This is a genomic window from Pseudomonas sp. B3G-3 (assembly GCF_028640915.1).
GTDB lineage: Bacteria > Pseudomonadota > Gammaproteobacteria > Pseudomonadales > Pseudomonadaceae > Aquipseudomonas > Aquipseudomonas chlororaphis_I.
This window is the reverse complement of the sequence record NZ_JAQZAB010000069.1, coordinates 27,408-53,916: the sequence shown is the minus strand read 5'-3', so window position 1 is coordinate 53,916 and position 26,509 is coordinate 27,408. Positions and strand designations below refer to the sequence as shown.

The following is a 26,509-nucleotide window of genomic DNA, read 5'->3' as shown; positions in this document are numbered from 1 at the left end:
GCGAAGGAAGAGTGAACCGACCAAAACCTGACTCAAAAATCAGATTTTGGCAAGTCCCATGCCTGAGTATATTCCTGGGACACTGCGCCATATAGAAAAATCATGGCGCCATAAGGCGACTGAATGAATCAGCTGCCGGAGCTATCGGGGTCGCGCTTGCGCTTGTTGCCCATGCGCACGCCGATGTCCATCAGGAACTGGAAGAAGCCTTCCTGGTCTTCCAGCACGTTGCTCCAGAACGGCGAGTGGTACAGCGCTACCGCGCCGTGCACCAGCGCCCAGGCCGCGCAGTAGTGGAAGTAAGGCGGCACGTCTTCGAGCTTGCCTTCGCTGATGCGGCCCTTGATCAACAAGGTCAGGCGTTCGAAGTTGGAAGCACGGATCTTGTGCAACTCCTCGACCATTTCCGGCACCTGGTTGCCCTTGACCACCTTCTCTTCCAGGCGATCGAACAGCCGGTAACGCTGTGGGTCGCGCATGCGGAATTCGAAGTAGGCCCGGGACAGGGCTTCCTTATCCTTGTCGACATCGGCAGAGTGCAGCAGCTCGTTCAGGTCGCGCTCATAATCGAGCATCAGGCGCAGATAGATCTCCGCCTTGGACTTGAAGTGCTTGTAGATGGTCCCTTTGCCGATACCAACGGCATCAGCGATCATCTCGACGGTGACGCTGTCTTCACCTTGATCGAGGAACAGCTTGAGCGCGGTATCGAGAATTTCTTGCTCGCGGCGACGAAACTCACGGACCTTACGAGGTTCTTTCTGCATAAGAAAAGGTCTGTCGGGGTCAAAATCGAAGCCGCGTATTATGCCTAAATTGCGCCAAAATGCACGGATCATCCGACCATGACTATGTTTCTTGATGAATTTGTACAGGCCCCGGGCCTGCGTTATTTGAATCACGCAGCTGTCGCCCCCTGGCCGAATCGGGCCGCCGAAGCCGTGGCGCGCTTCGCCAAAGAGAACGTTTTGCTGGGTGCGCGGGACTATCCGGACTGGATGGCCCTTGAACAACGCCTGCGCGAACGCCTGATGCGCCTGCTAAATGCACCGTCAACGGATGACATCGCACTGGTCAAAAATACTTCGGAAGCGCTGTCATTCGTCGCCTTTGGCCTGTCCTGGGAAAAAGGCGACCAGATCGTCATCAGCGACGAAGAATTCCCCTCCAACCGTATTGTCTGGGAAGCCCTGGCCAGCCAGGGCGTGGAAGTGCTTCAGGTCAGCCTCAAGGGCGACGACCCGGAAGGCGCGCTGCTGGCCGCCTGCGGGCCGCGCACCCGGCTGATGGCGATCAGCGCGGTGCAATTCGCCAGCGGCCTGCGCCTGGACCTGCAGCGCCTGGGCGCCGGTTGCAAACAACAGAACGTGCTGTTCTGCATCGACGCCATCCAGCAACTGGGCGCGCAACCCTTCGATGTCCAGGCCTATCAATGCGACTTCGCCATGGCCGACGGCCACAAATGGATGCTCGGGGCTGAAGGCCTCGGCGTGTTCTATTGCCGCAGCGAGCTGCGTGCGCAGCTCAAGCTCCATGAGTTCGGCTGGCACATGCTGGAACACATGGGCGATTACAGCCGCAGCGAATGGGAACCGGCCAAGAGTGCCCGGCGCTTCGAATGCGGCAGCCCGAACATGCTCGGCGCCATGGCCCTGGAAGCCAGCCTGTCGTTATTGGAAGAAGTAGGCATGGAGCACGTGGCGACCTTGATCGCCGAACGGGTCCAGTGGCTTCAGGACGGCTTGAATGCTATCCCCGGCGTACGCCTGCACACCCCGCTCAACCCTGCCCGTCGCGGCGGAATTTTCTCGTTCAGTATCGATGGCATCGATAATCAGGCGGTTTATGAGGCGCTGCAACAGCAACAGGTGGTGTGCATCCCCCGCGGCCCCGGAGTTAGATTTTCACCGCATTTCTATACCGAAAAACGCGTGATCGACGAAACTCTCGCCATTGTGGCTGACATCGCCCGGCAATGAGAACTCAAGCGAAGCGCTCGTATTCCAAATTTGTTTAAAAAACGAGCAAGGCCAACTGGACTGAATTCAATAGTGATCAATACTTGAACTGTCGGCGTGACATCTCCCCCAAGTGAAGCGCCGATGAAGGTACCAAGGGATGGCGTGCCTTTGTTTTACTCCTAATGGTCTTAACCCGGATTCACCCCCCAGAACCCGGGTTTTTTTTGCCTGCGATTCAGCCCTTGACGTGCGCCAGCGGGAACAGACGCTTGAAGTTCTCGGTGGTCTGCTCGGCAAAACGCTCGTAGGGCTCCCCACGCAACATGGCCAGGAACTCGGCGACTTCACGCACATACTGCGGCAGGTTGGGCTTGCCGCGATAAGGAATCGGCGCCAGGTACGGCGAATCGGTTTCCACCAGCAAACGGTCGGCCGGCACCTGGCGTGCCACGTCCCGCAGCGCATCGGCATTGCGGAAGGTGACGATTCCAGACAGGGAAATGTAGAAACCCAGGTCCAGAGCGGCCTTGGCCATGTCCCAGTCTTCGGTGAAGCAGTGCAGGACCCCGGCTTGCGGCAACGCCGCTTCGCGCAGCAGGGTCAGGGTATCGGCGCGCGCGCCACGGGTATGGACGATCACCGGCTTGCCGGTCTGCTGGGCGGCTTGCAGATGCAGGCGGAAAGACTCCTGCTGCAACTGCGCGGCTTCCGGTTCGTAGTGGTAATCCAGGCCGGTCTCGCCGATGGCCACCACCCGCGGGTGGTTCAGTTCCTGCAGCAGCCAGTCGAGGGCTGGTGCGGCGCCGGGCTGGACATCCAGGGGATGGACACCCACCGAGCAGTCGACATCGTCATAACGCTCGGCCAGGGCTTTGACGTCGGCCGCATTGTCGGCACTGACGCCAATACACAGGAAATGCCCGACACCGCGCTGACGAGCCGCGTCCAGGGCGGCGTCAAGGGAGCCGTCGTGCGCGGCAAGGTCGAGGCGATCGAGGTGACAATGGGAATCTACAAGCATAAGAAGCGACAACCACATTCGGTCAATGAACAGGCCGGCCCGAGCGGCAGCCGGCGATTCGGTTTGTTTCCAGGTGCCGCCGTCAGTTGCGGCCAGGCAGTGCGGCCCACTGCACCAGCAAGGCTTCGAGCAACAGCACCCGATTGAGGTTGGCCTTGTTCAACACCTTCTGGCGTTGCGCAAGGATCCAGTCCTGGATCTCCAGAACCTTGGCCTGGGAGGATTTCTGCGCGAGGTACTGCACCACTTTGCGCATATCGGCCAACCCCAGCCCCTCCTCGTCCTGCGTCAGCTGATAACGCAGGATCAGGCTCGACCAGTCGCAAAACCAGTCGAACAGCAACAGCAAGGGTATCGCATTCCAGCCTTCGGCCAGCTGGGTCGGCGATTGCTGCTGCTTGAGCAACTTCTTCACCCCGTCGACCACCTGCGCCCGCTGCTCGCGCGCGCCCTGGGCTTGCAGGCTGACAGCTGCCAGGGGCGAACCGGCCGCCAGGGTCAACAGCTCGACCCGCTCCTCTTCCGAGCAGTCCGGCAGGGCCTTGCTCAGCCATTGCAGGCTCATGGCCTCACTGGGCAGAGGACAGGCCTGCTGCACGCAGCGACTCTTGATGGTCGGCAACAAGCGGCTCGGCTGGTGGCTGACCAGCAGCAACACCGTATCGCCGGACGGCTCTTCGAGGCTTTTCAGCAGCGCGTTGGAAGCGTTGATGTTCATCGACTCCACCGGCTCGATCAGCACCACCTTGCGCCCGCCCAGCTGCGCGGTCTGCACCACGAAGCTGACCAATTCGCGCACCTGATCGACCTTGATCGCCTTGTCCGCTTCTTCCGGCTCCAGCACGTAGTTGTCCGGGTGGCTGCCGGCCTGCAGCAGCAGGCACGATTTGCACTGCCCGCAGGCATCCAGCCCCGCCGGATGCTGGCACAGCAGGCGCGCCATCAGGCGCTCGGCCAGCGCACGCTTGCCGATGCCCGCCGGACCATGGAGCAGATAGGCATGGGCATGCTGGGCACGGCCCGCCAGTTGCTGCCAGAGCTCGTCCTGCCAGGGAAAGGCCTCAGCCACGGTGCAACTCCAGCAATTTCGGCAACAGGGCGTCCAGCGCCTGCTGGACCCGGGACAGTGGTTGCGCCGCATCCACCAACAGGTAACGCGCCGGGTCGGCCGCCGCACGCTTCAGGTAGGCCTGGCGTACCGCGTCGAAGAACACCCGGCCTTCCAGCTCGAAACGATCCAGGCGACCACGGGCGCTGGCGCGGGCCAGACCCACTTCGACCGGCAGGTCGAACACCAGGGTCAAATCAGGCCGCAGCTCACCCTGAACGAACTGCTCCAGGGTCGCGATGCGCTCGACGGACAAACCACGACCACCGCCCTGGTAGGCGTAGGTGGAATCGGTAAAACGGTCGCACAACACCACTGCGCCACGCGCCAGTGCCGGACGAATCACCTCGGCCAGATGCTGGGCGCGCGCGGCGAACACCAGCAACAACTCGGTATCAGGATTCATGACCTCGTCGCCGGGGGTCAGCAGCACCTCGCGGATCCGCTCGGCCAAAGGCGTGCCGCCCGGCTCGCGGGTCAGCAAGACCTCGATGCCGGCCGCGCGCAGGCGCTCGGCCAGGTATTCGCGGTTGGTGCTTTTACCCGCGCCTTCCGGGCCTTCCAGAGTAATAAACAAGCCAGTCACAGGCAGTCCTTAATCAAAGTCATTGCGGGCTTTTCGGCTCGGGCTCGACGGGAGTTTCGACCGGTGCTTGCGGCGATGCTTCCGGGCTCACCTGGGGAGCCTCCTGAGAGGGCTCTTGAGGAGGCTCTTGAGGCGCCACCTGCGGAACCGCCTCGGGCGCCGTATCGGGCGACGGCGCCGGAGTCGACTCCGGAGTCTCGGAAGCTGCCGGGCTGCCCGTCGGCGCCGGGCTGGAACGATAATCGGCGCGACGCTTGAGCTGGAACTCGCGCACGGCATTGTTGTGCGCATCCAGATCGTCGGAGAACACGTGACTGCCATCGCCACGCGCCACGAAATACAGACTGCTGCCCGGCACCGGGTTGAGCGCGGCATGGATCGCCTCGCGGCCAACCATGGCGATCGGGGTCGGCGGCAAGCCACTGATCACGTAGGTATTGTAAGGGGTCGCTTCCTTCAGCAGAGCGCGGGTCAACTTACCGTTGTAACGCTCGCCCAGACCATAGATCACCGTCGGATCGGTTTGCAGCAACATGCCAACCTGCATGCGGCGCACGAATACCCCGGCAATCTGTCCACGCTCCTGGGGCACGCCGGTTTCCTTCTCCACCAGCGAGGCCATGATCAGCGCCTGATAAGGCTCGGTGTAAGGCACATCGGCCGAGCGCTTGTTCCATTCCTTGGCCAGCACCTCGTCCAGGCGGTTGTAGGCCTTTTCCAATAGCTCGGCATCGGTCATCCCGCGCACGAAACGGTAGGTATCGGGAAAGAACCGGCCCTCGGGGAAAACTCCGCCGTGGCCGAGCTTTTCCATGACTTCGCTGTCACTCAACCCATTCAGGGTCTGCTCGAGCTTGTCATGCCTGGCCAGCGCGGCACGCACCTGGCGGAAGGTCCAGCCCTCCACCAGGGTCAGGCTGTACTGCACCACTTCACCGCGCTGCCAGACCCCTATCAGGCCTTGCGCGGTCATCCCAGGAGTCATGCGGTATTCGCCGCTGTGCAGCGGCTGCCCTTCCATGTTGAAGCGCCAGTACAGGCGCAGCCAGAACGCGTCCTTGAGAACGCCATTGGCTTCCATACGGTTGAAGGTACCGCCTGGCGTCGAGCCGGCTGGTACGTCGAGCAATTGCTCTTGGGTCAGGTTGAGAGGCTGCTCCAGCGCCGAATTCAACTTCCAGGCCGAGGCGCCCAGCGCCAGACCTGCCAGAACCAGTCCGGTCTCCAGCAGAAGCAATAGTTTACGTCTCACAAATCAGGCATCCAGTAGCGTGCGGGCAATGCGTTGCAGTTTACGGGTGAGCGGTCCGGCCGACCAGCGCAGCGCGCCACAGGCAAGCACCGGCCAAATGCCATAAACGCTGTTGCAGACAAAGACTTCGTCGGCCTGTTGCAACTGTTCGAGACTGATGTCGGCGATTTCCGTGGGGATCCCCAACGACGCGGCCTGAAACAATATTTCAGCGCGCATCACTCCGGCGACCCCGCAACGGCTCAAATCGGCCGTGAACAAGGCACCGTCGCGCACCAGGAACAGATTGCTGAACACCCCCTCGATCACCCGTCCGGAAACATCGAGCATCAAGCCTTCGGCATGCTCGCTGTCCTGCCACTCAGAACGGGCGAGAACCTGCTCCAGTCGGTTGAGGTGCTTGAGGCCGGCGAGCAGGGGCTGCTCGGACAAACGGGTGGTGCAAGGGAACAGTCGAATCCCCAGCTCGGCATGCTCTGCCGGGTAAGCCGCTGGCGCATTGCCTTGGAGGATTCGCCGCGGCTGCGCTCGCGGGTCGGCGGCATAACCGCGCAGGCTATCGCCACGGGTGAGGATCAGCTTGAGCACGCCCTCCCCCAGCAGCGAGGCGTAGGCCGTGAGTTCGCTGCGGATCAAGGCTTGATCGGCAGCGATGGCCAGGCGCGAACAGCCCTCGGCCAGGCGCAGCAGGTGTCGCTCCAGCAACAAGGGCTGGCCCGCCTTCACCGCGATGGTCTCGAACAGACCATCGCCATAAGCCAGGCCGCGGTCCTTGAGCGACAGAACGTCAGCCGGCTGACCGTCGACCCAGCTGTCCATCAGCCGGCGAACCGGCGGAACACCAGGGAGCCGTTGGTACCACCAAACCCGAAGGAGTTGGACAACACCACGTCGATGTCCATGTTGCGTGCGGTGTGCGGCACGAAATCCAGGTCGCAACCTTCGTCCGGCTCATCGAGGTTGATGGTCGGCGGCGCTGCCTGGCTGTTGATCGCCAGCACGCTGAAGATAGCCTCGATCGCGCCCGCCGCACCCAGCAGGTGGCCGGTCATGGACTTGGTGGAGCTGATGGCCAGTTTGTAGGCGTGATCGCCGAACACGCTCTTGATCGCCTCGGCTTCCGCCAGGTCACCGGCAGGGGTCGAGGTACCGTGGGCGTTGATGTACTGCACCTGCTCGACGTTCAGCTTGGCGTCACGCAGCGCATTGGCGATACAGCGCGCCGCACCGGCGCCATCGGCGGGTGGCGAAGTCATGTGGTAGGCGTCGCCGCTCATGCCAAAACCGATCAGTTCGGCATAGATGGTCGCGCCACGGGCCTTGGCGTGCTCCAGTTCTTCGAGCACCAGCGCGCCGGCACCGTCGGACAGCACGAAGCCATCACGGCCTTTGTCCCAAGGACGGCTGGCACGGGTCGGCTCGTCGTTACGGGTCGACAGCGCGCGGGATGCGCCAAAGCCGCCCATGCCCAGGCCGCAGGCGGCCATTTCAGCGCCACCGGCGATCATCACGTCGGCTTCGCCAAAGGCAATGTTGCGGGCCGCCATGCCAATGCAGTGGGTTCCCGTGGTACAGGCCGTGGAAATGGCGTAGTTCGGCCCCTGGGCACCCAGATGGATGGACAGGAATCCGGAAATCATATTGATGATCGAGCCAGGCACGAAGAACGGAGAAATTCGACGCGGGCCGGATTCATGCAGCGTGCGGCTGGTTTCTTCGATATTGGTCAAACCGCCAATACCCGAACCCATGGCAACGCCGATTCGCTCACGGTTGGCATCGGTCACTTCCAGGCCGGCATTACGCACTGCCTGAAAACCGGCCGCCAAGCCGTATTGAATGAACAGGTCGAGCTTGCGGGCCTCTTTGACCGACAGGTACTCCTCGACATTGAAGCCCTTTACCGAGCCGCCAAAACGGGTGGAATAGGCAGAAAGGTCGGTGTGTTCGATCAGACCAATGCCACTGCGGCCAGCCAGAATGCCCTGCCAGCTGCTCGGAACATCCGTACCCAGTGGCGACAACATACCCATACCGGTGACTACGACGCGTCTACGCGACACAGCACTCTCCTTTTTTCTAATGACGACACTTTGCATCAGGCCTAAAGAAAAAACCGCACGCCGTGACGGCAGTGCGGTTTTTCCATGACAGCAAAAGACGACTAAATACGATTAAGCCTGGTGGCTGGTAACGTAGTCGATAGCTGCTTGAACGGTAGTGATCTTTTCAGCTTCTTCGTCAGGGATTTCGGTCTCGAATTCCTCTTCCAGAGCCATCACCAGCTCAACGGTGTCAAGGGAGTCGGCACCCAGGTCTTCAACGAAGGAAGCGGTGTTAACAACTTCTTCTTCCTTAACGCCCAGTTGCTCAGCAACGATTTTCTTGACGCGCTCTTCGATGGTGCTCATACCTTGTTTTCACTCCTAATGGACAAATTCAGGCAGCTGGCCAGTGGGTAAGTGTATAGAAAGGCTTTTCAGCTTTTCAACTGAAAGCTTCACTCCTCAAACCCTTTGGCCACCTGCCCTATAAATTGATTGCAGCTTTATAACGGATTTTAGACAGCTCGTATGACATTTTTTTGAAGCAATCCGTCACATTTAACTCACATGTACATCCCGCCGTTCACCGGGATTGTAGCCCCGGTCACGTATGCCGCACCGTCGGATGCAAGAAAAGCGACCACTTGCGCGATCTCTTGAGCCTGCCCCAGACGACCCAGCGGAATTTGGGTTTGCAGCGCTTCACGCTGCGCTTCAGGCAAATCGCGGGTCATGTCGGTATCGATGAAACCCGGGGTCACCGAGTTCACGGTAATCGACCGCGAGCCAACCTCACGCGCCAGAGCACGGCTGAAACCTTCCAGACCGGCCTTGGCGGTGGCGTAGTTTACTTGGCCAGCGTTGCCCATGGCACCCACCACCGAACCAATACTGATGATTCGACCCCAGCGAGCCTTGGTCATGCCGCGCAGAACGCCCTTGGACAGGCGATACAGACTGTTCAGGTTGGTATCGATCACGTCGTACCACTCGTCGTCTTTCATGCGCATCATCAGGTTGTCACGGGTAATACCGGCGTTGTTCACCAGGATCGCCGGCGCGCCGAACTGCTCCTGAATGCTGGCCAGTACGGCAGCAACGGACTCGTCGCTGGTGACGTTGAGCTCAAGGCCGGTGCCTTGAATGCCGTTTTCCTTCAAGGTGGCAGCAATGCCCTCGGCACCCGAAGCGGAAGTTGCGGTACCCACAACGATCGCGCCCAGGCGACCCAGTTCAAGGGCGATGGCCTGGCCAATACCGCGGCTGGCGCCGGTAACCAATGCAACTTTACCTTGCAGACTCATGCAGGCTTCTCCTAATTCAGACCAACGCTGCGCGAGCGGCAGCGAAGGCATCTGGGGTGTTCAGGTTAGAGGTCGATACGCCTTCGGCGCAGCGCTTGTTGAGACCCGCCAGGACCTTGCCCGGACCGCACTCGACCAATTGGGTAGCGCCCTTGGCCGCCAGAGTCTGCACCGACTCCACCCAACGCACCGGCTTGTACAGCTGTTCCAGCAGGTCACGCTTGAGGGTTTCGAGATCCGGCGCCACATCGGCGCTGACGTTCTGTACCAATGGAATCTGTGGCGCCTGCCAGTTGATGGCGGCAATCGACTCGGCGAAGCGCTCGGCGGCCGGACGCATCAGCTCGCAGTGCGATGGCACGCTGACCGGCAATGGCATGGCGCGCTTGGCGCCACGCGCCTTGCAACCCTCGATGGCGCGCTCGACAGCGGCCTTGGCACCGGCGATCACCACCTGGCCCGGGGAGTTGAAGTTGACCGCGCTGACCACTTCACCTTGCGCGGCTTCGGCACAAGCGGCCAGCACATCGGCATCTTCCAGGCCGAGAATCGCCGCCATGCCACCCTGCCCCGCAGGAACGGCTTCCTGCATCAATTGACCGCGACGCTCTACCAGCTTCACGGCCTCGCCCAGAGTCAGACTGCCAGCGGCAACCAGTGCGCTGTATTCACCCAGGCTGTGGCCGGCGACGAATGCCGGGCGCGCACCGCCTTCCGCCAGCCACAGACGCCACAGGGCGATGGAGGCTGTCAGGATGGCCGGTTGGGTTTTATCGGTTTGATTGAGCAGCTCTTCGGGACCCTCTTGGGTCAAGGCCCAGAGATCGTAGCCCAGAGCATCGGAAGCTTCTTTGAAGGTTTCGAGGATCAATGGGTACTGCGCGCCCAACTCGGCCAACATGCCGAGGGACTGCGAGCCCTGTCCTGGAAAGACGAATGCGAGGGATGCAGACATGTAACAAGCCCCTAATGATCTTGTCGTCGGAGAATTGACGCCGCACCGTGGTGGACGCAAGAAACTGAGAGTTGGATGGCCAATTGAACTGAGCGGTCACATTTAAGCATTTCCGAGTGCAAACGCCTAAAGCAACAGATCTTCGAGCCGGCCGTGCAGGCGCTCCGGGAGGTTTTCCTGGATCTCGATCAATGCCCGTTGAATCGCACTCTGGAAGCCTTGAACCCCTGCCGAACCGTGGCTTTTCACGACTATTCCCTGCAAGCCGAGAAAGCTCGCACCATTATGCCGCGCCGGCGCCAGATCGGCCTGCAGGCGCCGCATCAGCGGCAACGCCAGGGCGCCGACCACACGGGAAACCGCGTTTTGCTTGAACAGCGATTCGATACGCGCAGCAATCATGGTCGCCAACCCCTCGCTGGACTTGAGCAGGATATTGCCGACAAAACCGTCGCATACCACCACATCCGCCTCGCCGCGATACAAGCCGTCACCCTCGACAAAACCGATGTAATTCAGCCCCCTGGCATTCTGCAACAGGCTCGCCGCCAGCTTGACCTGCTGATTGCCCTTGATGTCTTCGGTACCGATGTTGAGCAATGCCACTCGCGGACGAACGACCCCCAGCGTCTCGGCCGCCACCGACCCCATGACAGCGAACTGGAACAGGTGCTCGGCACTGCAATCGACATTGGCACCCAGATCCAGCAGCTGACAATAACCGCGCTGGGTCGGAATGGCCGCCACCATCGCCGGACGATCGATGCCCGGAAGGGTTTTCAGCACATAACGCGACAACGCCATCAGCGCTCCGGTATTGCCGGCACTGACACAGGCCTGGACCTTGCCATCGCGCAGCAGCTCGAGCGCCACCCGCATGGAGGAATCCGGCTTGCCACGCAGAGCCTGGGAAGGCTTTTCATCCATGCCAATGACTTCTGCGGCGGGCACAACCGTCAGGCGCGCGCGATCCACAGCCGAATGACCGGAAATCAGTTCTTCTAGAAGGAAAGGTTGACCGACGAGGGCCAGGTGCAACGAGGGGGTGGCAGACAGGCAAGCAAGGCTGGCCTGAACAATGCTGCGGGGACCGAAGTCCCCGCCCATTGCGTCAATCGCGATGACTTGAGCGGACAAGGATTACTCGTCAGCGCCCTTGTCGATCACTTTACGACCACGGTATACACCTTCTGGCGATACGTGGTGACGCAGGTGAACTTCACCAGTGGTCTTTTCTACGGACAGGGTGCTAGCCTCGAGAGCGTCGTGCGAACGACGCATGTCACGGGCAGAGCGGGATTTTTTGTTCTGCTGAACAGCCATAATTGATTAACTCCTAAACGTTTGGGTCACGCTTTAACTGCGCCAATACACTGAACGGGTTGGACCGCGTTACCTCGTCCTCGCTCGGTTCGGGCTCATCGAGACCCGCCGGCTGCTGGCATTCTTCCGGATGATGAGCAGGCACGATGGGCAAGGCGAGCAAAAGCTCCTCCTCGATCAAAGCCTGCAGATCCAAAGGATCTTCGCCCAGTTCCAGCACGTCATAACCTTTCGGCAACGACTGGGTATTCGCACCCTCCTTCACCACAGCATAACTGCACTCGCTATGGATCGGCAGGGTGACCAGCTCAAGACAACGCTGGCAAACCATTTTGACTTCGACGTCGATGGAGCTGTGGATAACTACAGCTTTACGTTCGTCACGCTCGAAAACGAATTTAGCCTGCACCGTACCGACATTGTCGGAAAGCGGGTCGCAGAGTCTCTCCAAATCAGCCAGCAGCAGTTCACCTTGGAGGGTGGTGCCACGGTCAGCCAATTTGCGCGGGTCAACGTGAGGTGGAATCGGGTCATTCAACATAGGCGCAGCATTATAGGGATGCCCCCGGCCATGTCAAAGGAAATTCAGCCCTGTCCGTCACTTGCAAGCCCCGCTAGAATTCGCGGCCAGCCTCAGGAGATGCGCATGCTGCCTTTATTACTTGCCTCAAGCTCGGCCTACCGCCGCGAATTGCTCACCCGCCTGCGCCTGCCATTCACCTGCTGCTCACCGGATATCGATGAAAGCCACCGTCCCGCGGAATCCGCCACCGAGCTGGTCAAGCGTCTCGCCGAAGAGAAAGCCCGAGCGCTGGCCGCCACTCACCCAGGACACCTGATCATTGGCTCGGACCAGGTCGCGGTGCTCGGCGAGCGCATTATCGGCAAGCCCCACACTTTCGAAAAGGCGCGCGAACAGTTGCTCGCTGCCAGCGGCGCCAGCGTGACCTTTCTCACCGGCCTGGCCCTGCTCAACAGCAAGAGCGGCCATTGCCAGGTCGACTGCGTACCCTTCACCGTGCACATGCGCGACTTGAACCCCGCCCGCATCGAGCGCTACCTGCACGCGGAACAGCCTTATGACTGCGCCGGCAGTTTCAAGGCCGAGGGCCTGGGCATCAGCCTGTTCCGCAGCACCGAGGGCAGCGACGCCAGCAGCCTGATCGGCCTGCCACTGATCCGCCTGGTAGACATGCTGCTCGCCGAAGGCGTGGAAATCCCCTGACCGACCACCCATAAAAAAGCCGGCCACAAGGCCGGCTTTTTTTGAAAGCAGCGCATTCAGCGCAGCGTTGGCCCCTGAAACCCCATCCACATGGCCAGATGCTCGGCAACACTGGCACCCAGCTTTCTCGAGAAGCGATCGAAAGGCGACTCCTGAACGGTGAAGTCCACCAACTCCTTCTCGCCGACCACATCCCGGGCAACCGAGCTGGCACTGCCCAGACCATCGATCAAGCCCAACTGCAGCGCCTGCTCGCCGGACCAGACCAGACCGGAGAACAGCTCCGGATGCTCCTTGTCCTTGAGACGCTCGCCACGCCCCTGCTTGACGCTGGCGATGAACTGGCGATGAGTGGTATCCAGCACGCCCTGCCAGAACTGGGTTTCCTCGGGCTTCTGCGGCTGGAACGGGTCCAGGAACGACTTGTGCTCACCCGAGGTGTAGGTACGACGCTCCACCCCCAGCTTCTCCATGGTGCCGACGAAACCATAACCGGCTGCCGTGACACCGATGGAACCGACCAGGCTCGCCTTGTCGGCATAGATCTGATCGGCAGCACTGGCAATGTAGTAGGCGCCGGAAGCCCCCAGATCGGAAATCACCGCATAGACCTTGATATCCGGATGCAGGCCACGCAGGCGACGGATTTCGTCATAGACATAACCCGACTGCACCGGACTGCCGCCAGGGCTGTTGATACGCAGCACAATGCCCTTGACCTTCGAATCCTCGAAAGCGGCACGCAAGCCGGTCACGATGTTGTCGGCGCTCGCCGATTCCTTGTCCGCGATCACACCCGTCACCTCGATCAATGCCGTGTAACCGGCCCCGCGGGTGGCGGTTTTTTCCATATCCATCAACGGCGTAAACAGCGCCAGGGCCACAAGCAGATAAACAAAGGTCAGGAGCTTGAAGAAAATCCCCCAGCGCCGTGAGCGCCGCTGCTCCTGCACACCGGCCAGCAGGGTCTTTTCCAGCAGCTTCCAGCTCTTGTCGTCAGCACTGTCGGCAGCCGATTTGCTCGGCGCTTTCCATTCGTCGCTCATGCTTCTTTACCCCAAAAGGCTCAATTGCCCCGCTGGCTGAGCCAGGCATGCAATTGAGGAAAACTATCGATAGACAGGCGCGGCTCATAAGCCTGCAAGGCTGCCAGCGATTGCGCGCCATAACTGACCGCAACCGATGCCATGCCCGCGTTACGCGCCATCAGCAGGTCGAAGGAGGAATCCCCAACCATCAACGCTTGCTCGGGGCGCACCTCGCAATGCGCCAGGATCTGCTCGAGCATCAGCGGATGAGGCTTGCTCGCGGTTTCGTCGGCAGCGCGAGTGATGTCGAAATAATCTTCCCAGCCATGGGCCTTCAACACCCGATCCAGGCCGCGACGCGCTTTACCGGTCGCTACCGCCAGATGATATCCCTCGCGCCGGAAAGCTTCGAGAGACTGCACTACCCCGGCAAACAACGGAGAAGGCTCGACCTCCAGAGCAATGTAGTGATCGGCATAGTGCTGGCGGAAATCCACCAGCTCGGCATCGCTGATGTGTGGATACAGCGTGCGGATCGCCTCCGGCAACCCCAGGCCGATGATGCCCTTGACCGCAAAATCGTCGCACCGGGCAAACCCCGAGCGATCGGAGGCCACATGCATCGCCTCGACTATCCGACCAATGGAGTCGGCGAGGGTGCCGTCCCAGTCAAAGATCAGCAGCTTGTAATCAGGGTGCACTCAGGCGCTCCACGGTCTTGGCCCACATTTCATCCACCGGCGCCTGCAATTTCAGCTCGCCGCCATCGGGCAGCGGCACGGTCAGCATGTAGGCATGCAGAAACAGGCGCTTACCGCCCAGGTCACGAATTTCCTTGGTGAAATCGTCGTCGCCGTACTTGCTGTCGCCAGCAATGCAATGCCCGGCATGCAGGGTATGCACACGGATCTGGTGAGTACGGCCGGTTACCGGTTTGGCTTCGACCATGGTGGCGAAGTCACCGAAGCGGCGCAGCACCTTGAACACGGTCAAGGCCTCCTTGCCCTCCTCGTTCACTTCGACCATACGCTCGCCGGAACGCAGGTTGCTCTTGAGCAATGGCGCACGGACCTGCTTGATCGAGGTCGCCCAGTTCCCACGCACCAGCGCCATGTAGCGCTTGTCGACACCATCGCCGCGCAAGGCTTCATGCAGATGGCGCAGCATGCTGCGCTTCTTGGCGATCATCAGCAGACCGGAAGTATCGCGGTCGAGGCGGTGAACCAGCTCCAGTTCCTTGGCGTCCGGGCGCAACTGACGAAAGGCTTCGATCACCCCGAAATTCAGACCGCTGCCGCCATGCACGGCGATGCCAGCGGGCTTGTTGATCACGATCAGGGCCTTGTCTTCATAGACAATCGAAGCCTCCAGGCGCTGCAACAGCCCCTGCGCCACCGGCACAGGTTCGTCGCGCTCAGGCACGCGCACCGGCGGCACGCGCACGATATCGCCGGCCTGCAGCTTGTATTCGGGCTTGATCCGGCCCTTGTTCACTCGCACTTCGCCTTTGCGCAAAATGCGGTAAATCAAGGTCTTGGGCACGCCTTTGAGCCGAGCGAGGAGGAAATTGTCGATTCGTTGGCCGGCATATTCCGGCGAGACCTCAAGCAGTTGAACGCCTGGGGTCGAGGGGGCAGTAGTCGTCATGGCGCAAATGATAACAATTTTTTATGGAATTGAAGCACTTAATGATTACTGCTATAGTCGCGAACGCCGCCAAAAGCGGCCTGGACAGCGGACCAACGGCCAACAGCCGGCCCTGACCAACGCAATTCACCAGGATGCGAGGCCGTCCTACGGGGCTTTCGCTACGAACGGTGGAGTTTTGCAGTTGTAACAAGCGCAGGTGACATGAGGCCTGAAGCACGCCGAAAAGCAGAGTTCCCACTCGCCTTTCGAGCAAATATTCACGGCCAGTTCACAAAGTGCAGTCAGCTACGAACGAACCCGAGCGAGCGCTTCGGAAACACCGCCTAAATTAGCCATGATGCGTGAGCTCCCCTTTCGGAGCTCACGGTAAATGCCAACCCGCTGCGGATTCTGCGCGCGGCAGCACCCGAATTATCAGGGATACGTGTAGGGTGGAGATGCACAACCGTCGGACTGTGTAGCATTAGGCTTTATCAAGACGCTTCATCTCGTCCACAGTCGCCGGTTGATTCCTCCTCCTGATTGAGCTTTTGCTTAAGAGGTGCCTTTTGTCACCCCAGCAAGCAGGACGCGTGAGTCGCGAGTTCGCCCCAACTGGCCGGATTTCGCTAGACACTGGAGCGGCCAACCGCTCCTGACGCACCTGACACCGACCGTGAGAAGTCGTGTGTGCCGAACGCCGTTTCCGGCAGCCCGGAAACCGACGGTACTACATGAAAAGAATGCTGATTAACGCAACTCAACCCGAAGAGTTGCGTGTTGCACTGGTAGATGGCCAACGCCTCTACGACCTGGACATCGAATCCGGTGCACGCGAGCAGAAGAAGGCCAACATCTATAAAGGCCGTATCACTCGCATCGAACCAAGCCTCGAGGCTGCCTTTGTCGATTTCGGCTCTGAGCGCCATGGCTTCCTGCCCCTCAAAGAAATCTCCCGCGAATACTTCAAGAAAGCCCCCGAAGGCCGCGTCAATATCAAGGACGTCCTGAGCGAAGGCCAGGAAGTCATCGTCCAGGTCGAAAAAGAAGAACGTGGCAACAAGGGCGCAGCCCTGACCACCTTCATCAGCCTGGCCGGTCGTTACCTGGTGCTGATGCCGAACAACCCGCGTGCCGGCGGCATCTCCCGTCGCATCGAAGGCGAAGAGCGCAATGAACTGCGCGAAGCCCTGAACGGCCTGGTAGCCCCTGCCGACATGGGTCTGATCGTGCGCACTGCCGGCCTGGGCCGCAGCAGCGAAGAAATGCAGTGGGACCTCGACTACCTGCTGCAACTCTGGACCGCCATCAAAGAAGCCTCGCTGGACCGCGCAGCGCCTTTCCTGATCTACCAGGAAAGCAACGTGATCATCCGCGCCATCCGCGACTACCTGCGCCAGGACATCGGCGAAGTGCTGATCGACAGCGTTGAAGCCCAGGACGAAGCCCTGACCTTCATCCGCCAGGTGATGCCGCAGTACGCCAGCAAGATCAAGCTGTACGAAGACAGCGTCCCGCTGTTCAACCGTTTCCAGATCGAAAGCCAGATCGAAACCGCCTTCCAGCGCGTCGTCGAACTGCCTTCCGGTGGCTCCATCGTCATCGATCCGACCGAAGCCCTGGTGTCCATCGACATCAACTCGGCCCGCGCCACCAAAGGCAGCGACATCGAGGAAACCGCCCTGCAGACCAACCTGGAAGCAGCGGAAGAAATCGCTCGCCAGCTGCGCCTGCGTGACATCGGCGGCCTGATCGTCATCGACTTCATCGACATGACCCCGGCCAAGAACCAGCGCGCCGTGGAAGAGAAAGTCCGCGAATGCCTGGAAGCCGACCGCGCCCGCGTCCAGGTCGGTCGCATCTCGCGCTTCGGCCTGCTGGAGATGTCCCGTCAGCGCCTGCGCCCATCCCTCGGCGAAAGCAGCGGCATCGTCTGCCCACGCTGCAACGGCACCGGCATCATCCGCGACGTCGAATCGCTGTCGTTGGCGATCCTGCGCCTGATCGAAGAAGAAGCCCTGAAAGACCGCACCGCCGAAGTTCGCGCCCAAGTGCCGATTCCGGTCGCGGCCTTCCTGCTCAACGAAAAACGCAATTCGATCACCAAGATCGAACTGCGCACCCGTGCTCGTATCGTCATTCTGCCGAACGACCATCTCGAAACGCCGCACTTCGAAGTCCAGCGTCTGCGCGATGACAGCCCGGAAGCCAGCATCAACCAGTCCAGCTACGAAATCGCCGCTGCCGCTGCCGAAGCCGAAGAAGTCCAGCCAGCCGCCGCGACCCGCACCCTGGTTCGCCAGGAAGCCGCCGTCAAGACTGCTCCAGCCCGCGCCAACGCACCGGTTCCAACCGAAGTTGCCGCAGCTCCTGTTGCCGCCCCGGCCGCCGTTGCCGAGCCAAGCCTGTTCAAGGGCCTGGTGAAGTCCCTGGTCAGCCTGTTCGCCACCAAGGAAGAGCCAGCCGCTCCGGTCGTGGTTGAAAAACCGGCCACCGAACGTCCTGCGCGCAACGAAGAACGCCGCAACGGTCGCCAGCAGAGCCGCAACCGTAACGGTCGCCGCGACGAAGAACGCAAGCCACGCGAAGAACGCGCCCCTCGTGAAGAGCGCGCACCGCGCGAAGCCCGCGAAGAGCGTCAGCCACGTGAAGTCCGCGAGGCTCGCGAGGAAGTCCAGGCCACCGCTCGCGAAGAGCGCGCGCCACGTCCGCCACGGGAAGAGCGTCAACCACGCCCACCACGCGAAGACCGCAAGCCACGTGGCGAGCGTGAAGAGCGTGTGCGCGAACTGCGCGAACCGCTGGACGCTGCTCCTGCCGCTACCGCTGAAGAGCGTCCGGCTCGCCAGCCACGCGAAGAGCGTCAACCGCGTCAACCGCGTGAAGAGCGTCAACCACGCGCCGAACAGGCCGCTGCCGTCGCTGAAGAAGAGCTGCTGCCGAACGAAGAGCAACTGCAGGAAGACGGCCAGGAGAACGCCGAAGGCGATCGTCCACGCCGCCGCTCCCGTGGCCAGCGTCGTCGCAGCAACCGTCGTGAGCGCCAGCGTGACGCCAACGGCAATGTGATCGAAGGTTCGGAAGAGAACAGCGAAGAGCCAAGCAGCGCCGATCTGGCCGCAGGCCTGGCGGTAACCGCCGCCGTTGCCAGCACCGTGATCAGCGCCCCGGCCGAAGCCCAGGCTCACGAGCAGTCCGAACGTGCCACCGCTGCCGTCCAGGAAGCCGCACCGACCGTCGAAGCACCGGTCGTCGAGGCCACCACTGCGGTAGAGACTCCAGCAGCACCGGCTGTTGAAGTCGCCCAGGCCCGTGAAGAACAGCGTGAAGAACAGACCGCGCAACCTGCAGTTGTTGCAGAACAACCCGCAGTCGTTGCCGAGCCAGTGATCGAAGCGCCAGTCGCAGAAGCACCAGCGGCAGAGCCAGCCCAGGAAGCGCCTCGTACCTTCGAGCGTGCCGCCGAGGCGATCGTTGCCGAAGCGCCTGCGCCAGTCGCAGAAATCGTGGCTGCCGAGCCTGTGGTTGCCGCACCAGCAGCACCGGTTGAAGCACCTGCCGCCGAAGTGGCTGCGCCGGTTGTCGAGGCCGCTCCGGTCAGCGCCCTGACCAGCACTGGTCGCGCACCAAACGACCCACGTGAAGTGCGTCGTCGCAAGCGCGAAGCCGAGCGCCTGCAGAAGGAAGCCGAACTGGCTGCCGCTGCCGCCGCTGAAGCTCCGGTAGAAGCCGTAGTGGCTGCCGAGCCTGCGCCGGTGGTTGCCGAGGTGGTCGAGGCTGCTCCTGCTGCCGAACCGGCCATCGAGCAACCTGCCCCTGCTGCCGACGAAGCCCCGCGCTCCGTCGAAGAAGTGGTAGAGCACAAGCCAAAGGCCCTGGAAGAAGAGCACGAGCCTAAACCTCTCGTCTGATTCCTAGCCCGATAAAAAGCCCCGCCTGGTCACCCAGGCGGGGCTTTTTTATGACTGCGATTCTTTGATCATCACGCCCGCTGCGAGAGCGAACACAACGATCTCAACCGGTAAAAACCAACGCCTGCGGCACATCCACGTCCCACAACACGCCTGCATCCGCCAGCTCTACCTCGACAACCTGCCCCGCGGCAAACAATGGCCTGGCGCCTCGATCCCCGGACAAGCCCTGCAACGCCTGCCCAAAGGCCGCGCCAAAAGCCACCGGATGACCATAGGCACCGTCATGCACAGGTACCCTGATCATTCGCTCGCCCAGCCCCCGCGCCACACTTTCGATACTCGACGGCAGGATAAAGGGCATGTCCCCCAGCACCACCAGCCAGCCACCGGCACCGGCGCAGGCCCCAACGGCGGCCGCGAGGCTGTCGCCCATGCCCGGCGAATCCAGAAGCACCACCTGGCAGCCATAGGCTTCAGCCAGGGTAATGACTTCGCGGCGATCCGGTGTTGTCACCAACACCCTACGAGCCAACAACGCGGGCAAGTTCTTCAAGACCTGTTCGATTACCGGCCTGACCACCCTGTCCCGCCCCTGGCATGGAGCCAGCAACTTGTCCTGCCCGGCCCCTGCCGCCTGCCGATAACGGCTGCCCTGCCCTGCGGCCAGGACCACCGCGCACAGCGACTGACTCAAGCGCTCACCTGCGCAGTGACTTGAGACGGCTTTTTCTGCAACAGGTCGATGCCGTTCTTGATGGCGACGATCTCCGACATCACCGACAAGGCAATCTCCGCCGGCGTATGGCTGCCGATATGCAGGCCGATAGGCCCGTGCAAGCGTTCGATGGCCTGCGGCTCCAGCCCCAGCTGGGCTAGGTTCTCCCGACGCTTCTGACTGTTGACCCGAGAACCCAGCGCCCCGACGTAAAACGCCCGGGAATTGAGCGCGGTCAGCAGCGCCATGTCATCCAGCCTCGGGTCATGGGTCAACGCGACAATGGCGGTACGCTCGTCGGTCTCGATGCTCAGCACCGCATCGTCCGGCATCCCCGCCACAAAACGCCCATGCTGCTCTTCCCAGCCGTAGACGAACTCCTTGCGCGGATCGCAGATCAGCACTTCGAAGTCCAGCAGCCGCGCCATTTCCGCCACATACCGCGACAACTGCCCGGCGCCGATCAGCAACAGCCGCCAGCGCGGGCCATAGATCGCCCGCAGGGTCGTGTCATCGAAGCTCAGCACGTCGGTCTTGCTGGCCGGCTTCAGCAGCACTTCGCCGCTGCTCAGGTTCAACTCCCGGGCAACAATCTCATGCGCCTCGCAACGCGCCAGCAGTTCGGCGACCCAGGCCGGATCGCCAACCCGCTCCTCGGTCAGGCGCAGGGTGCCGCCGCAAGGCAGGCCAAAACGCGCAGCCTCCTCGCGGGTCACGCCATAGGTCACCAGCTGGACCGGCGGCCCGTCCTGAGGCAGGCGGCCATCGTGCAAACGGGCGATCAGGTCGTCCTCGATACAACCACCCGAGACCGAGCCGATCACCATGCCGTCTTCGCGCAAGGCCAGCATGGCGCCCGGTGGCCGCGGCGCGCTGCCCCAGGTCTGGACCACGCTGTACAAGGTCACGCGCTGCCCCGCGCGGCGCCATTCCAGCACGCTGCGCAGGACATTCAGATCAACGCTGTCCATCAGGCCTTGCTCGCTTGTTGCCAGCCTTGCAGCTGATAACGCACTGGCAGGTTGCGGATACGCTTGCCGGTGGCGGCAAAGATCGCATTGCACAGGGCCGGCGCGATCGGCGGCACGCCCGGCTCACCGACACCACCCAACGGCACATCGCCCGACGGCGTCACCAGGTGCACGGCAACCTCCTTCGGCGCCAGGGACATGCGCGCCACTTCATACATATGGAAGTTGTCCTGCTGGACCTTGCCGTCCTTGAAGCTGATCTCGCCCACCACCGCATTGCCCAGGCCCATCACACAGGCGCCCTCGAACTGCGAGCGGATACGCTCGGGGTTGATCTGCGGACCGCAGTCCACGGCGATATCGGCCTTGTGCACGATCAGGGTGCCATCATCCTTGACCTCGACCTCGATCACCGCCGCCACATAGGTGACGAAGCTGTAGTGCACCGCCAGCCCCAGGCCACGGCCCTTGGGCAGGCTGCGTCCCCAACCCGCCGCCTTGGCCGCGGTCTCCAGCACGCCGCGCATGCGCGCAGTATCGATCGGGTAACGCTCCGGCGACTCGCCATAGTTCCATTCTTCGCTCAAGGTCCGTGGATCGATCCGGCGATCCGGCCCCAGCAGCTTGAGCTGGTACTTCAACGGGTCCTGACCGGCCTTGTGGGCCAGTTCGTCGACAAAGCTCTGGATGGCGAAACCGTGGGGGATGTTCGACACCGAGCGATACCAGCCAACCCGGGTATGCGCGGCGGCCTCGGGGTTTTCCAGGCGCACGTTGGGAATCGCATAGGCCAGGTTGGTAAAGCCCATGCCCAGCTCGAAGGCGGCCTCATGGTTCATGCCCGGGGCGAACAGCGCAGTGATGCTCGGCGCCACGGTGCGGTGCAGCCAGCCGGACGGCATGCCGTCCTTGTTCAGGCTGGCCTTGAGGTATTCCGCCGACACGGTGTGGAAGTAAGAGCTGTGAATGTCGTCTTCGCGGGTCCATTGCACCCGCACCGCCTTGCCCGGCACTTCCTTGGCGAGGATCGCCGCCTCGAGGATGAAATCGGGCTTGGATTTCCGCCCGAAGCCACCGCCGAGCAGGGTGATGTTGACCGTCACCTTGTCGAAGGGAATACCCAGGCGCTCGGCGATACGTTCGCGGGTCACCTGTGGCGCCTGGCTCGGCGCCCAGGCTTCGCACTGGCCGTCCTTGAAGCGCGCCACGGCGACCATTGGCTCCATCGGCGCCTGCGCCAGGTGTGGCAGGTAGTAGGAGGCTTCCAGGCTGCTGTCGGCGCTGCTCATGGCTTCGTCGATATTGCCGGTGCTGCGTACTACCTTGCCCGGCTTGAGCGCCGCGGCTTCCAGCTCCTTGCGGTAGGCAATCGAGTCGTAGCCGGCGTTGACGCCATCGTCCCATTCGATCTTCAGCGCCTCGCGGCCCTTGATCGCCGCCCAGGTGTTGCTGGCGATCACCGCCACGCCTCCCAGCGGCTGGAACTCGGACGGCAGCGGACGGCTGTCGATCTGCAGCACCTTGATCACCCCCGGGACCTTCAGCGCCGCGCTGCCATCGAAGGATTTGACCTTGCCGCCATAGACCCGTGGGCGCGCAACCGTGGCGAAGAGCATGCCGTCGAAATGCACATCGGCGCCGTAGACCGCCTGGCCGTTGACGATGTCCGCACCGTCGATGGCGCGGGTGCCCTCCTTGCCGATGTAACGGAATTCGCCCGGCTGCTTCAAGCGCAGACTGTCACGGGCCGGCACCGCCAGGGCGCTCGCCGCGGCGGCCAGGGCGCCGTAGCCCAGTTCACGGCCGCTCGGCTGGTGGATCACTTTATGCAACTGCGCCCGGCACTCGGCCAGCGGGACTTTCCACTGCTCGGCCGCCGCTTGTTCAAGCATGGTCCGGGCGGCCGCGCCGCAGCGCCGCATCGGCTCGTACCAATGGCGCATGCTGCGCGAACCGTCGGTGTCCTGGTTACCGAACAGCGCCTCGTCGCCCGGTGCCTGCTTGACCTTCACCAGCGCCCAGTCGGCCTCCAGTTCGTCGGCGACCACCATGCTCAGGCTGGTACGCACGCCCTGGCCCATTTCCGAACGGTTGCAGAGCACGGTCACGCTGCCATCGGCGGCGATGCTCACGTACACCTTGGGGTCATCGACCCAGCCATGGGGCATACCATCGGCACCGAATTTCTTCTCTTCGGCAAAGGCATCCTGCCAACCCCAACTGGCCGCCAGCACCAGCGCACCGGTGGCGCCGGCGCCCTTGAGAAAACCGCGGCGGCTGAGGTTGCTCAAAGCAAAATCATTCGGCAGCTGGCTCATGCCTTGGCCTCCTTCAGGTGGGTGGACGCCTGGCGGATCGCGGTCTTGATCCGGTTGTAAGTGCCGCAACGGCAGATGTTGCCGACCATGGCGGCTTCGATCTGTTCGTCGCTGGGGTTGGGGTTGACCTTGAGCAAGGCGGTGGCCGACATGATCTGCCCGCCCTGGCAGTAGCCGCACTGGGCCACCGCGCTGTCCAGCCAGGCCTGCTGCACGACTTTGCCGACCGGGTCGCTGTGCAGGTTGTCGATGGTGCTGACGTTCTGCCCGACCACCGAGCCGATCGGCGTGATGCAACTGCGCGCCGGGGAGCCGTCGATATGGATGGTGCACGCACCGCACAGGCCCATGCCGCAACCGAACTTGGTGCCGTTGTAGCCCGCCACGTCGCGGATGGCCCAGAGTAGCGGCATGTCCTCGGTGACATCCAGTTGGTGATCTTGACCGTTGAGTTTCAGAGTAATCATGGGCACGCCCGCATATTTTCCGTTTATGGGGTCGAGCAATCTGCCGTTGAGTACAACGACTTGCAGGAGCAGATCGACTCAGGCTAATGGGCTCTCTTATGAAGACGGGACGTCTTCACCGGGCCTTTGGAGGTACAAATAGTTGCATTGTTAGCAGGCTAAGTTAAGCCGCGATTAACAAAAAAGCCTTGCAGGGTGTGAACCCGTGCAAGGCTTTGCTAGTGCGCTCTGAGCTTAGCTCAACGGGCTCAATAGAGATTGGGCTCCATCTCCAGCTGAACATGGAAGCGCTCCGCGATATCCTGCTGGATCCTTCGCGCCAGGCTCAACAACTGCAAGCCCGTGGCACCGCCATAGTTGACCAGCACCAGCGACTGCAAGCGATGCACCCCGGCATCGCCATCGCGAAACCCTTTCCAGCCCGCCTGCTCGATCAACCAGCCAGCTGCCAGTTTCACCTGTCCATCCGCCTGTGGATAACCCACCAGCCCCGCATGCCGCTGCCTGATCTCGGCCGCCAGCGCCGCGGGCACCACCGGGTTCTTGAAGAAGCTGCCGGCATTGCCCAGCACGGTCGGGTCCGGCAGCTTTTCGCTGCGGATGCTGCAAATGGCGCGACTGACATCGCTGGCCGTCGGCTGCTCGATGCCCTGCTCGCTCAAACGCTGGCGCACCGGGCCGTACTCCAGATGCAGATGCTCGCTGCGGGCCAGGGCAAACCGCACCCGCAGAATCAGCCAGCGGCCGGCCTCTTGCTTGAACAGGCTGTCGCGGTAGGCGAACTGGCATTGTTCCAGGCTGAAATCGCGCAGCTCGCCGCTCTGCCGATCCAGCGCGGTCAGGCCGGCGAACACATCCTTGATCTCGACCCCATAGGCGCCGATGTTCTGCATCGGTGCCGCGCCCACGGTCCCCGGGATCAGGCTGAGGTTTTCCAGGCCGGACAAGCCCTGCTCTAGGGTCCATTGCACGAACGGATGCCAGGTCTCGCCGGCCTCGGCCTCGACCACCACTTGCTGGCCATCGTCGCTCAGCAGGCGAATGCCCCGGGTACTCATGCGCAAGACCAGCGCCGGAATATCAGCGGTCAACAGCAGGTTGCTGCCGCCGCCGATCACCAGCAGCGGCAGTCGGTGCTGCGCCGAATAGGCCAGCGCCTCACGCACGTCGGCGTCGCTGTAGGCCTCGGCGAACAGCTGCGCGCGCACATCGACACCGAAAGTATTGAAGGGCTTGAGGGAAACCTGGGACTGCAGATGCAAGCTCATAGGCGCCCCTTCAGCTCGATGACCAGCCGGTCGCTGGCGTACTCGATCAAGTCCAGCACCTGCTCGAAACCTTGCTCACCGTCGTAGTAAGGATCCGGCACCTCGTCCACCGCCGCTTCGTAGCGGCGCAGGAACAGGTCCAGCTCGGCCTTGCCCTGGGCCGGCTGCAGCGCCTTGAGGTTGCGCAGGTTGCTCTCGTCCATGGCCAGGATCAGGTCGTAGCGGGCAAAGTCCGCACTGCTGACCTGCTGGGCGCGCTGGGCCGACAGGTCGTAACCGCGCAACAGCGCTGCGCGCTGGCTGCGCTTGTCCGGCGCCTTGCCGATGTGCCATTCGCCGGTCCCGGCGGACGCGACTTCGACCCGATCGGCCAGCCCCGCTTCGCGCAACTTGTGGCGCAATACGCCTTCCGCCGTCGGCGAACGGCAGATATTGCCCAGGCAGACAAACAGAACCCGCATCAGGCCTCCAGCAGGCGACGAACGCGCTCAAGGTCTTCGGCGGTATCGACGCCACCGGGCGGCGCTTGCAGGGCATCGGCGACATGGATGCGCACGCCGTGCCACAAGGCCCGCAACTGCTCCAGCGACTCGGTGTTTTCCAGCCAGCACGGGCCCCAGCTGACGAAGTCATGCAGGAAGCCGGCGCGGTAGGCATAGATGCCGATATGGCGGCGATAAGGCACGCCTTCCGGCAGCAGGTCGCGGTTTTTCGCAAAGGCGTCGCGCGCCCAGGGCAACGTGGCGCGGCTGAAGGTCAGGGCCAGGCCGTTGATGTCACTGACCACCTTGACCACGTTCGGGTTGAACAGAGTCTCGACGTCTTCGATCGGCTCGGCCAGGGTGGCCATGCTCGCTTCGGTGTGGGCGGCCAGGTTGGCGGCCACCTGATCGATCACCGCCGGCGGGATCAACGGCTCGTCGCCCTGGACATTGACCACGATGGCGTCTGCCGCCAGGCCCAGCTGGCTGGCGACTTCCGCCAGGCGATCGGTCCCGGAATTGTGGTCTTCGCGGGTCAGCACCGCTTCGGCACCGAAACCCTGGCAGGCCTCGACGATCCGTGCATCGTCGGTCGCCACCACCACGCGCTGGGCGGCGCTCTTGCAGGCCTGTTCCCAGACGTGCTGGATCATCGGCTTGCCGGCGATCAACTGCAGCGGTTTACCCGGCAGGCGGGTGGAGGCGAATCGGGCTGGAATGACAACGGTAAAGGCTGTGGTCATTTATCCAGGCGCTCGTCGGTGCTGAGGGTGCGGGCTTCGCTTTCCAGCATGACCGGGATGCCATCGCGAATCGGATAGGCCAGGCCGGCGCCCTTGCTGATCAGCTCGGTCTTGTCGGCGCTGAGCTTCAGCGGTCCCTTGCAGATCGGGCAAGCGAGGATATCGAGCAATTTGGTGTCCATGAGAATTCCCTG

Annotated in this window: 27 protein-coding genes; 3 read left to right on the top strand and 24 right to left on the bottom strand. The window is 62.1% G+C overall.

The annotated features are described in order from the left end of the window. Window positions 1–128 precede the first annotated feature (128 nt). Window positions 129–767, bottom strand: a complete 639-nt coding sequence (locus PVZ80_RS07200; protein WP_007928069.1) for a TetR/AcrR family transcriptional regulator — start codon at window positions 765–767, stop codon at window positions 129–131. Window positions 768–845: 78 nt separating this feature from the next. On the opposite strand from PVZ80_RS07200, the gene PVZ80_RS07195 reads away from it, so the two are divergent. Next, on the top strand, window positions 846–1,979 hold the full coding sequence (locus PVZ80_RS07195) for an aminotransferase class V-fold PLP-dependent enzyme (protein ID WP_038631131.1): 1,134 nt from the start codon (window positions 846–848) through the stop codon (window positions 1,977–1,979). A 217-nt stretch (window positions 1,980–2,196) separates the two neighbouring features. Here PVZ80_RS07195 and PVZ80_RS07190 read toward each other — a convergent pair whose 3' ends face one another. The 12 genes from PVZ80_RS07190 to PVZ80_RS07135 form a co-directional block, all read right to left on the bottom strand. Beyond that, window positions 2,197–2,982: a TatD family hydrolase gene (locus PVZ80_RS07190; protein WP_007928065.1), complete on the bottom strand. Its 786-nt coding sequence runs from the start codon at window positions 2,980–2,982 to the stop codon at window positions 2,197–2,199. A gap of 82 nt (window positions 2,983–3,064) precedes the next feature. Then, window positions 3,065–4,051, bottom strand: coding sequence for a DNA polymerase III subunit delta' (locus tag PVZ80_RS07185; RefSeq protein WP_016702167.1), 987 nt, complete (start codon window positions 4,049–4,051; stop codon window positions 3,065–3,067). Continuing rightward, window positions 4,044–4,676: a dTMP kinase gene (gene tmk / locus PVZ80_RS07180; protein ID WP_257374588.1), complete on the bottom strand. Its 633-nt coding sequence runs from the start codon at window positions 4,674–4,676 to the stop codon at window positions 4,044–4,046. The genes PVZ80_RS07185 and tmk overlap by 8 nt, the downstream gene beginning before the upstream one ends. A gap of 19 nt (window positions 4,677–4,695) precedes the next feature. Further along, window positions 4,696–5,928, bottom strand: a complete 1,233-nt coding sequence (gene mltG, locus PVZ80_RS07175) for an endolytic transglycosylase MltG (RefSeq protein WP_009047838.1) — start codon at window positions 5,926–5,928, stop codon at window positions 4,696–4,698. Window positions 5,929–5,931: 3 nt separating this feature from the next. Then, window positions 5,932–6,747, bottom strand: coding sequence for an aminodeoxychorismate lyase (pabC, locus tag PVZ80_RS07170; protein WP_038631123.1), 816 nt, complete (start codon window positions 6,745–6,747; stop codon window positions 5,932–5,934). Next, complete coding sequence (gene fabF / locus PVZ80_RS07165; RefSeq protein WP_009047836.1) at window positions 6,747–7,991, bottom strand: beta-ketoacyl-ACP synthase II; 1,245 nt, start codon at window positions 7,989–7,991, stop codon at window positions 6,747–6,749. The genes pabC and fabF overlap by 1 nt, the downstream gene beginning before the upstream one ends. Window positions 7,992–8,102: 111 nt before the next feature. Then, on the bottom strand, window positions 8,103–8,339 hold the full coding sequence (gene acpP / locus PVZ80_RS07160; protein ID WP_003175607.1) for an acyl carrier protein: 237 nt from the start codon (window positions 8,337–8,339) through the stop codon (window positions 8,103–8,105). Window positions 8,340–8,536: 197 nt separating this feature from the next. Further along, window positions 8,537–9,277 (bottom strand): 3-oxoacyl-ACP reductase FabG, encoded by a 741-nt coding sequence (gene fabG, locus PVZ80_RS07155; protein ID WP_009047835.1) that lies wholly within the window; start codon window positions 9,275–9,277, stop codon window positions 8,537–8,539. A gap of 16 nt (window positions 9,278–9,293) precedes the next feature. Continuing rightward, on the bottom strand, window positions 9,294–10,232 hold the full coding sequence (gene fabD, locus PVZ80_RS07150; RefSeq protein WP_009047834.1) for an ACP S-malonyltransferase: 939 nt from the start codon (window positions 10,230–10,232) through the stop codon (window positions 9,294–9,296). Window positions 10,233–10,358: 126 nt separating this feature from the next. Then, window positions 10,359–11,369 carry a phosphate acyltransferase PlsX gene (gene plsX, locus PVZ80_RS07145; RefSeq protein WP_080577934.1) on the bottom strand — a complete coding sequence of 337 codons (1,011 nt, stop codon included), beginning with the start codon at window positions 11,367–11,369 and terminating at the stop codon, window positions 10,359–10,361. A gap of 3 nt (window positions 11,370–11,372) precedes the next feature. After that, a complete protein-coding gene (gene rpmF, locus PVZ80_RS07140) occupies window positions 11,373–11,555 on the bottom strand; it encodes a 50S ribosomal protein L32 (protein WP_003179396.1) in 183 nt (60 codons plus the stop codon). 13 nt (window positions 11,556–11,568) lie between these two features. Beyond that, complete coding sequence (locus PVZ80_RS07135; RefSeq protein ID WP_009047832.1) at window positions 11,569–12,096, bottom strand: YceD family protein; 528 nt, start codon at window positions 12,094–12,096, stop codon at window positions 11,569–11,571. 105 nt (window positions 12,097–12,201) lie between these two features. Between PVZ80_RS07135 and PVZ80_RS07130 the strand changes: the two genes are divergently transcribed. Beyond that, on the top strand, window positions 12,202–12,780 hold the full coding sequence (locus PVZ80_RS07130) for a Maf family protein (protein WP_041990047.1): 579 nt from the start codon (window positions 12,202–12,204) through the stop codon (window positions 12,778–12,780). A 56-nt stretch (window positions 12,781–12,836) separates the two neighbouring features. On the opposite strand, the gene sppA is transcribed toward PVZ80_RS07130, so the two are convergent. From sppA to rluC, 3 genes are read right to left on the bottom strand one after another with little or no spacing between them, the layout of a single operon-like run. Then, window positions 12,837–13,826 (bottom strand): signal peptide peptidase SppA, encoded by a 990-nt coding sequence (gene sppA / locus PVZ80_RS07125; RefSeq protein WP_009047830.1) that lies wholly within the window; start codon window positions 13,824–13,826, stop codon window positions 12,837–12,839. A gap of 20 nt (window positions 13,827–13,846) precedes the next feature. Next, complete coding sequence (locus PVZ80_RS07120; protein ID WP_124301264.1) at window positions 13,847–14,509, bottom strand: HAD-IA family hydrolase; 663 nt, start codon at window positions 14,507–14,509, stop codon at window positions 13,847–13,849. After that, window positions 14,499–15,455, bottom strand: a complete 957-nt coding sequence (rluC, locus tag PVZ80_RS07115) for a 23S rRNA pseudouridine(955/2504/2580) synthase RluC (RefSeq protein ID WP_007928042.1) — start codon at window positions 15,453–15,455, stop codon at window positions 14,499–14,501. Before rluC ends, PVZ80_RS07120 begins: the two co-directional genes overlap by 11 nt. Before the next feature lie 716 nt (window positions 15,456–16,171). Here rluC and rne point away from each other — a divergent pair. Further along, a complete protein-coding gene (gene rne / locus PVZ80_RS07110) occupies window positions 16,172–19,348 on the top strand; it encodes a ribonuclease E (protein ID WP_273863595.1) in 3,177 nt (1,058 codons plus the stop codon). A 103-nt stretch (window positions 19,349–19,451) separates the two neighbouring features. Here the strand turns inward: rne and PVZ80_RS07105 are convergent, their stop codons facing one another. The 8 genes from PVZ80_RS07105 to PVZ80_RS07070 form a co-directional block, all read right to left on the bottom strand. Continuing rightward, window positions 19,452–20,045, bottom strand: coding sequence for a nucleotidyltransferase family protein (locus tag PVZ80_RS07105; RefSeq protein WP_273863594.1), 594 nt, complete (start codon window positions 20,043–20,045; stop codon window positions 19,452–19,454). Next, on the bottom strand, window positions 20,042–21,037 hold the full coding sequence (locus PVZ80_RS07100; protein ID WP_016702175.1) for an XdhC family protein: 996 nt from the start codon (window positions 21,035–21,037) through the stop codon (window positions 20,042–20,044). The genes PVZ80_RS07105 and PVZ80_RS07100 overlap by 4 nt, the downstream gene beginning before the upstream one ends. Continuing rightward, window positions 21,037–23,355 carry a xanthine dehydrogenase family protein molybdopterin-binding subunit gene (locus PVZ80_RS07095; RefSeq protein WP_273863592.1) on the bottom strand — a complete coding sequence of 773 codons (2,319 nt, stop codon included), beginning with the start codon at window positions 23,353–23,355 and terminating at the stop codon, window positions 21,037–21,039. Before PVZ80_RS07095 ends, PVZ80_RS07100 begins: the two co-directional genes overlap by 1 nt. Continuing rightward, window positions 23,352–23,822 (bottom strand): (2Fe-2S)-binding protein, encoded by a 471-nt coding sequence (locus PVZ80_RS07090; RefSeq protein ID WP_016702177.1) that lies wholly within the window; start codon window positions 23,820–23,822, stop codon window positions 23,352–23,354. Before PVZ80_RS07090 ends, PVZ80_RS07095 begins: the two co-directional genes overlap by 4 nt. 248 nt (window positions 23,823–24,070) lie before the next feature. Continuing rightward, window positions 24,071–25,090: a UDP-N-acetylmuramate dehydrogenase gene (gene murB / locus PVZ80_RS07085; RefSeq protein ID WP_009047822.1), complete on the bottom strand. Its 1,020-nt coding sequence runs from the start codon at window positions 25,088–25,090 to the stop codon at window positions 24,071–24,073. Next, a complete protein-coding gene (locus PVZ80_RS07080; RefSeq protein WP_007931667.1) occupies window positions 25,087–25,551 on the bottom strand; it encodes a low molecular weight protein-tyrosine-phosphatase in 465 nt (154 codons plus the stop codon). The genes murB and PVZ80_RS07080 overlap by 4 nt, the downstream gene beginning before the upstream one ends. Then, entirely contained in the window at window positions 25,551–26,315 is a 765-nt protein-coding gene (gene kdsB / locus PVZ80_RS07075) for a 3-deoxy-manno-octulosonate cytidylyltransferase (protein WP_016702178.1), read from the bottom strand. Before kdsB ends, PVZ80_RS07080 begins: the two co-directional genes overlap by 1 nt. Continuing rightward, entirely contained in the window at window positions 26,312–26,497 is a 186-nt protein-coding gene (locus PVZ80_RS07070) for a Trm112 family protein (RefSeq protein ID WP_007931663.1), read from the bottom strand. Before PVZ80_RS07070 ends, kdsB begins: the two co-directional genes overlap by 4 nt. Window positions 26,498–26,509: the final 12 nt, after the last annotated feature.

Coding starts and splice junctions, on each gene's coding strand:
- sppA (WP_009047830.1), bottom strand. CDS start 13,826: ATGAGCGACGAATGGAAAGCGCCGAGCAAATCGGCTGCCGACAGTGCT.
- PVZ80_RS07070 (WP_007931663.1), bottom strand. CDS start 26,497: ATGGACACCAAATTGCTCGATATCCTCGCTTGCCCGATCTGCAAGGGA.
- PVZ80_RS07195 (WP_038631131.1), top strand. CDS start 846: ATGACTATGTTTCTTGATGAATTTGTACAGGCCCCGGGCCTGCGTTAT.
- rpmF (WP_003179396.1), bottom strand. CDS start 11,555: ATGGCTGTTCAGCAGAACAAAAAATCCCGCTCTGCCCGTGACATGCGT.
- rluC (WP_007928042.1), bottom strand. CDS start 15,455: ATGACGACTACTGCCCCCTCGACCCCAGGCGTTCAACTGCTTGAGGTC.
- rne (WP_273863595.1), top strand. CDS start 16,172: ATGAAAAGAATGCTGATTAACGCAACTCAACCCGAAGAGTTGCGTGTT.
- murB (WP_009047822.1), bottom strand. CDS start 25,090: ATGAGCTTGCATCTGCAGTCCCAGGTTTCCCTCAAGCCCTTCAATACT.
- PVZ80_RS07190 (WP_007928065.1), bottom strand. CDS start 2,982: ATGCTTGTAGATTCCCATTGTCACCTCGATCGCCTCGACCTTGCCGCG.
- kdsB (WP_016702178.1), bottom strand. CDS start 26,315: ATGACCACAGCCTTTACCGTTGTCATTCCAGCCCGATTCGCCTCCACC.
- fabG (WP_009047835.1), bottom strand. CDS start 9,277: ATGAGTCTGCAAGGTAAAGTTGCATTGGTTACCGGCGCCAGCCGCGGT.
- fabD (WP_009047834.1), bottom strand. CDS start 10,232: ATGTCTGCATCCCTCGCATTCGTCTTTCCAGGACAGGGCTCGCAGTCC.
- PVZ80_RS07100 (WP_016702175.1), bottom strand. CDS start 21,037: ATGGACAGCGTTGATCTGAATGTCCTGCGCAGCGTGCTGGAATGGCGC.
- PVZ80_RS07130 (WP_041990047.1), top strand. CDS start 12,202: ATGCTGCCTTTATTACTTGCCTCAAGCTCGGCCTACCGCCGCGAATTG.
- PVZ80_RS07200 (WP_007928069.1), bottom strand. CDS start 767: ATGCAGAAAGAACCTCGTAAGGTCCGTGAGTTTCGTCGCCGCGAGCAA.
- acpP (WP_003175607.1), bottom strand. CDS start 8,339: ATGAGCACCATCGAAGAGCGCGTCAAGAAAATCGTTGCTGAGCAACTG.
- pabC (WP_038631123.1), bottom strand. CDS start 6,747: ATGGACAGCTGGGTCGACGGTCAGCCGGCTGACGTTCTGTCGCTCAAG.
- PVZ80_RS07095 (WP_273863592.1), bottom strand. CDS start 23,355: ATGAGCCAGCTGCCGAATGATTTTGCTTTGAGCAACCTCAGCCGCCGC.
- PVZ80_RS07090 (WP_016702177.1), bottom strand. CDS start 23,822: ATGATTACTCTGAAACTCAACGGTCAAGATCACCAACTGGATGTCACC.
- PVZ80_RS07135 (WP_009047832.1), bottom strand. CDS start 12,096: ATGTTGAATGACCCGATTCCACCTCACGTTGACCCGCGCAAATTGGCT.
- PVZ80_RS07080 (WP_007931667.1), bottom strand. CDS start 25,551: ATGCGGGTTCTGTTTGTCTGCCTGGGCAATATCTGCCGTTCGCCGACG.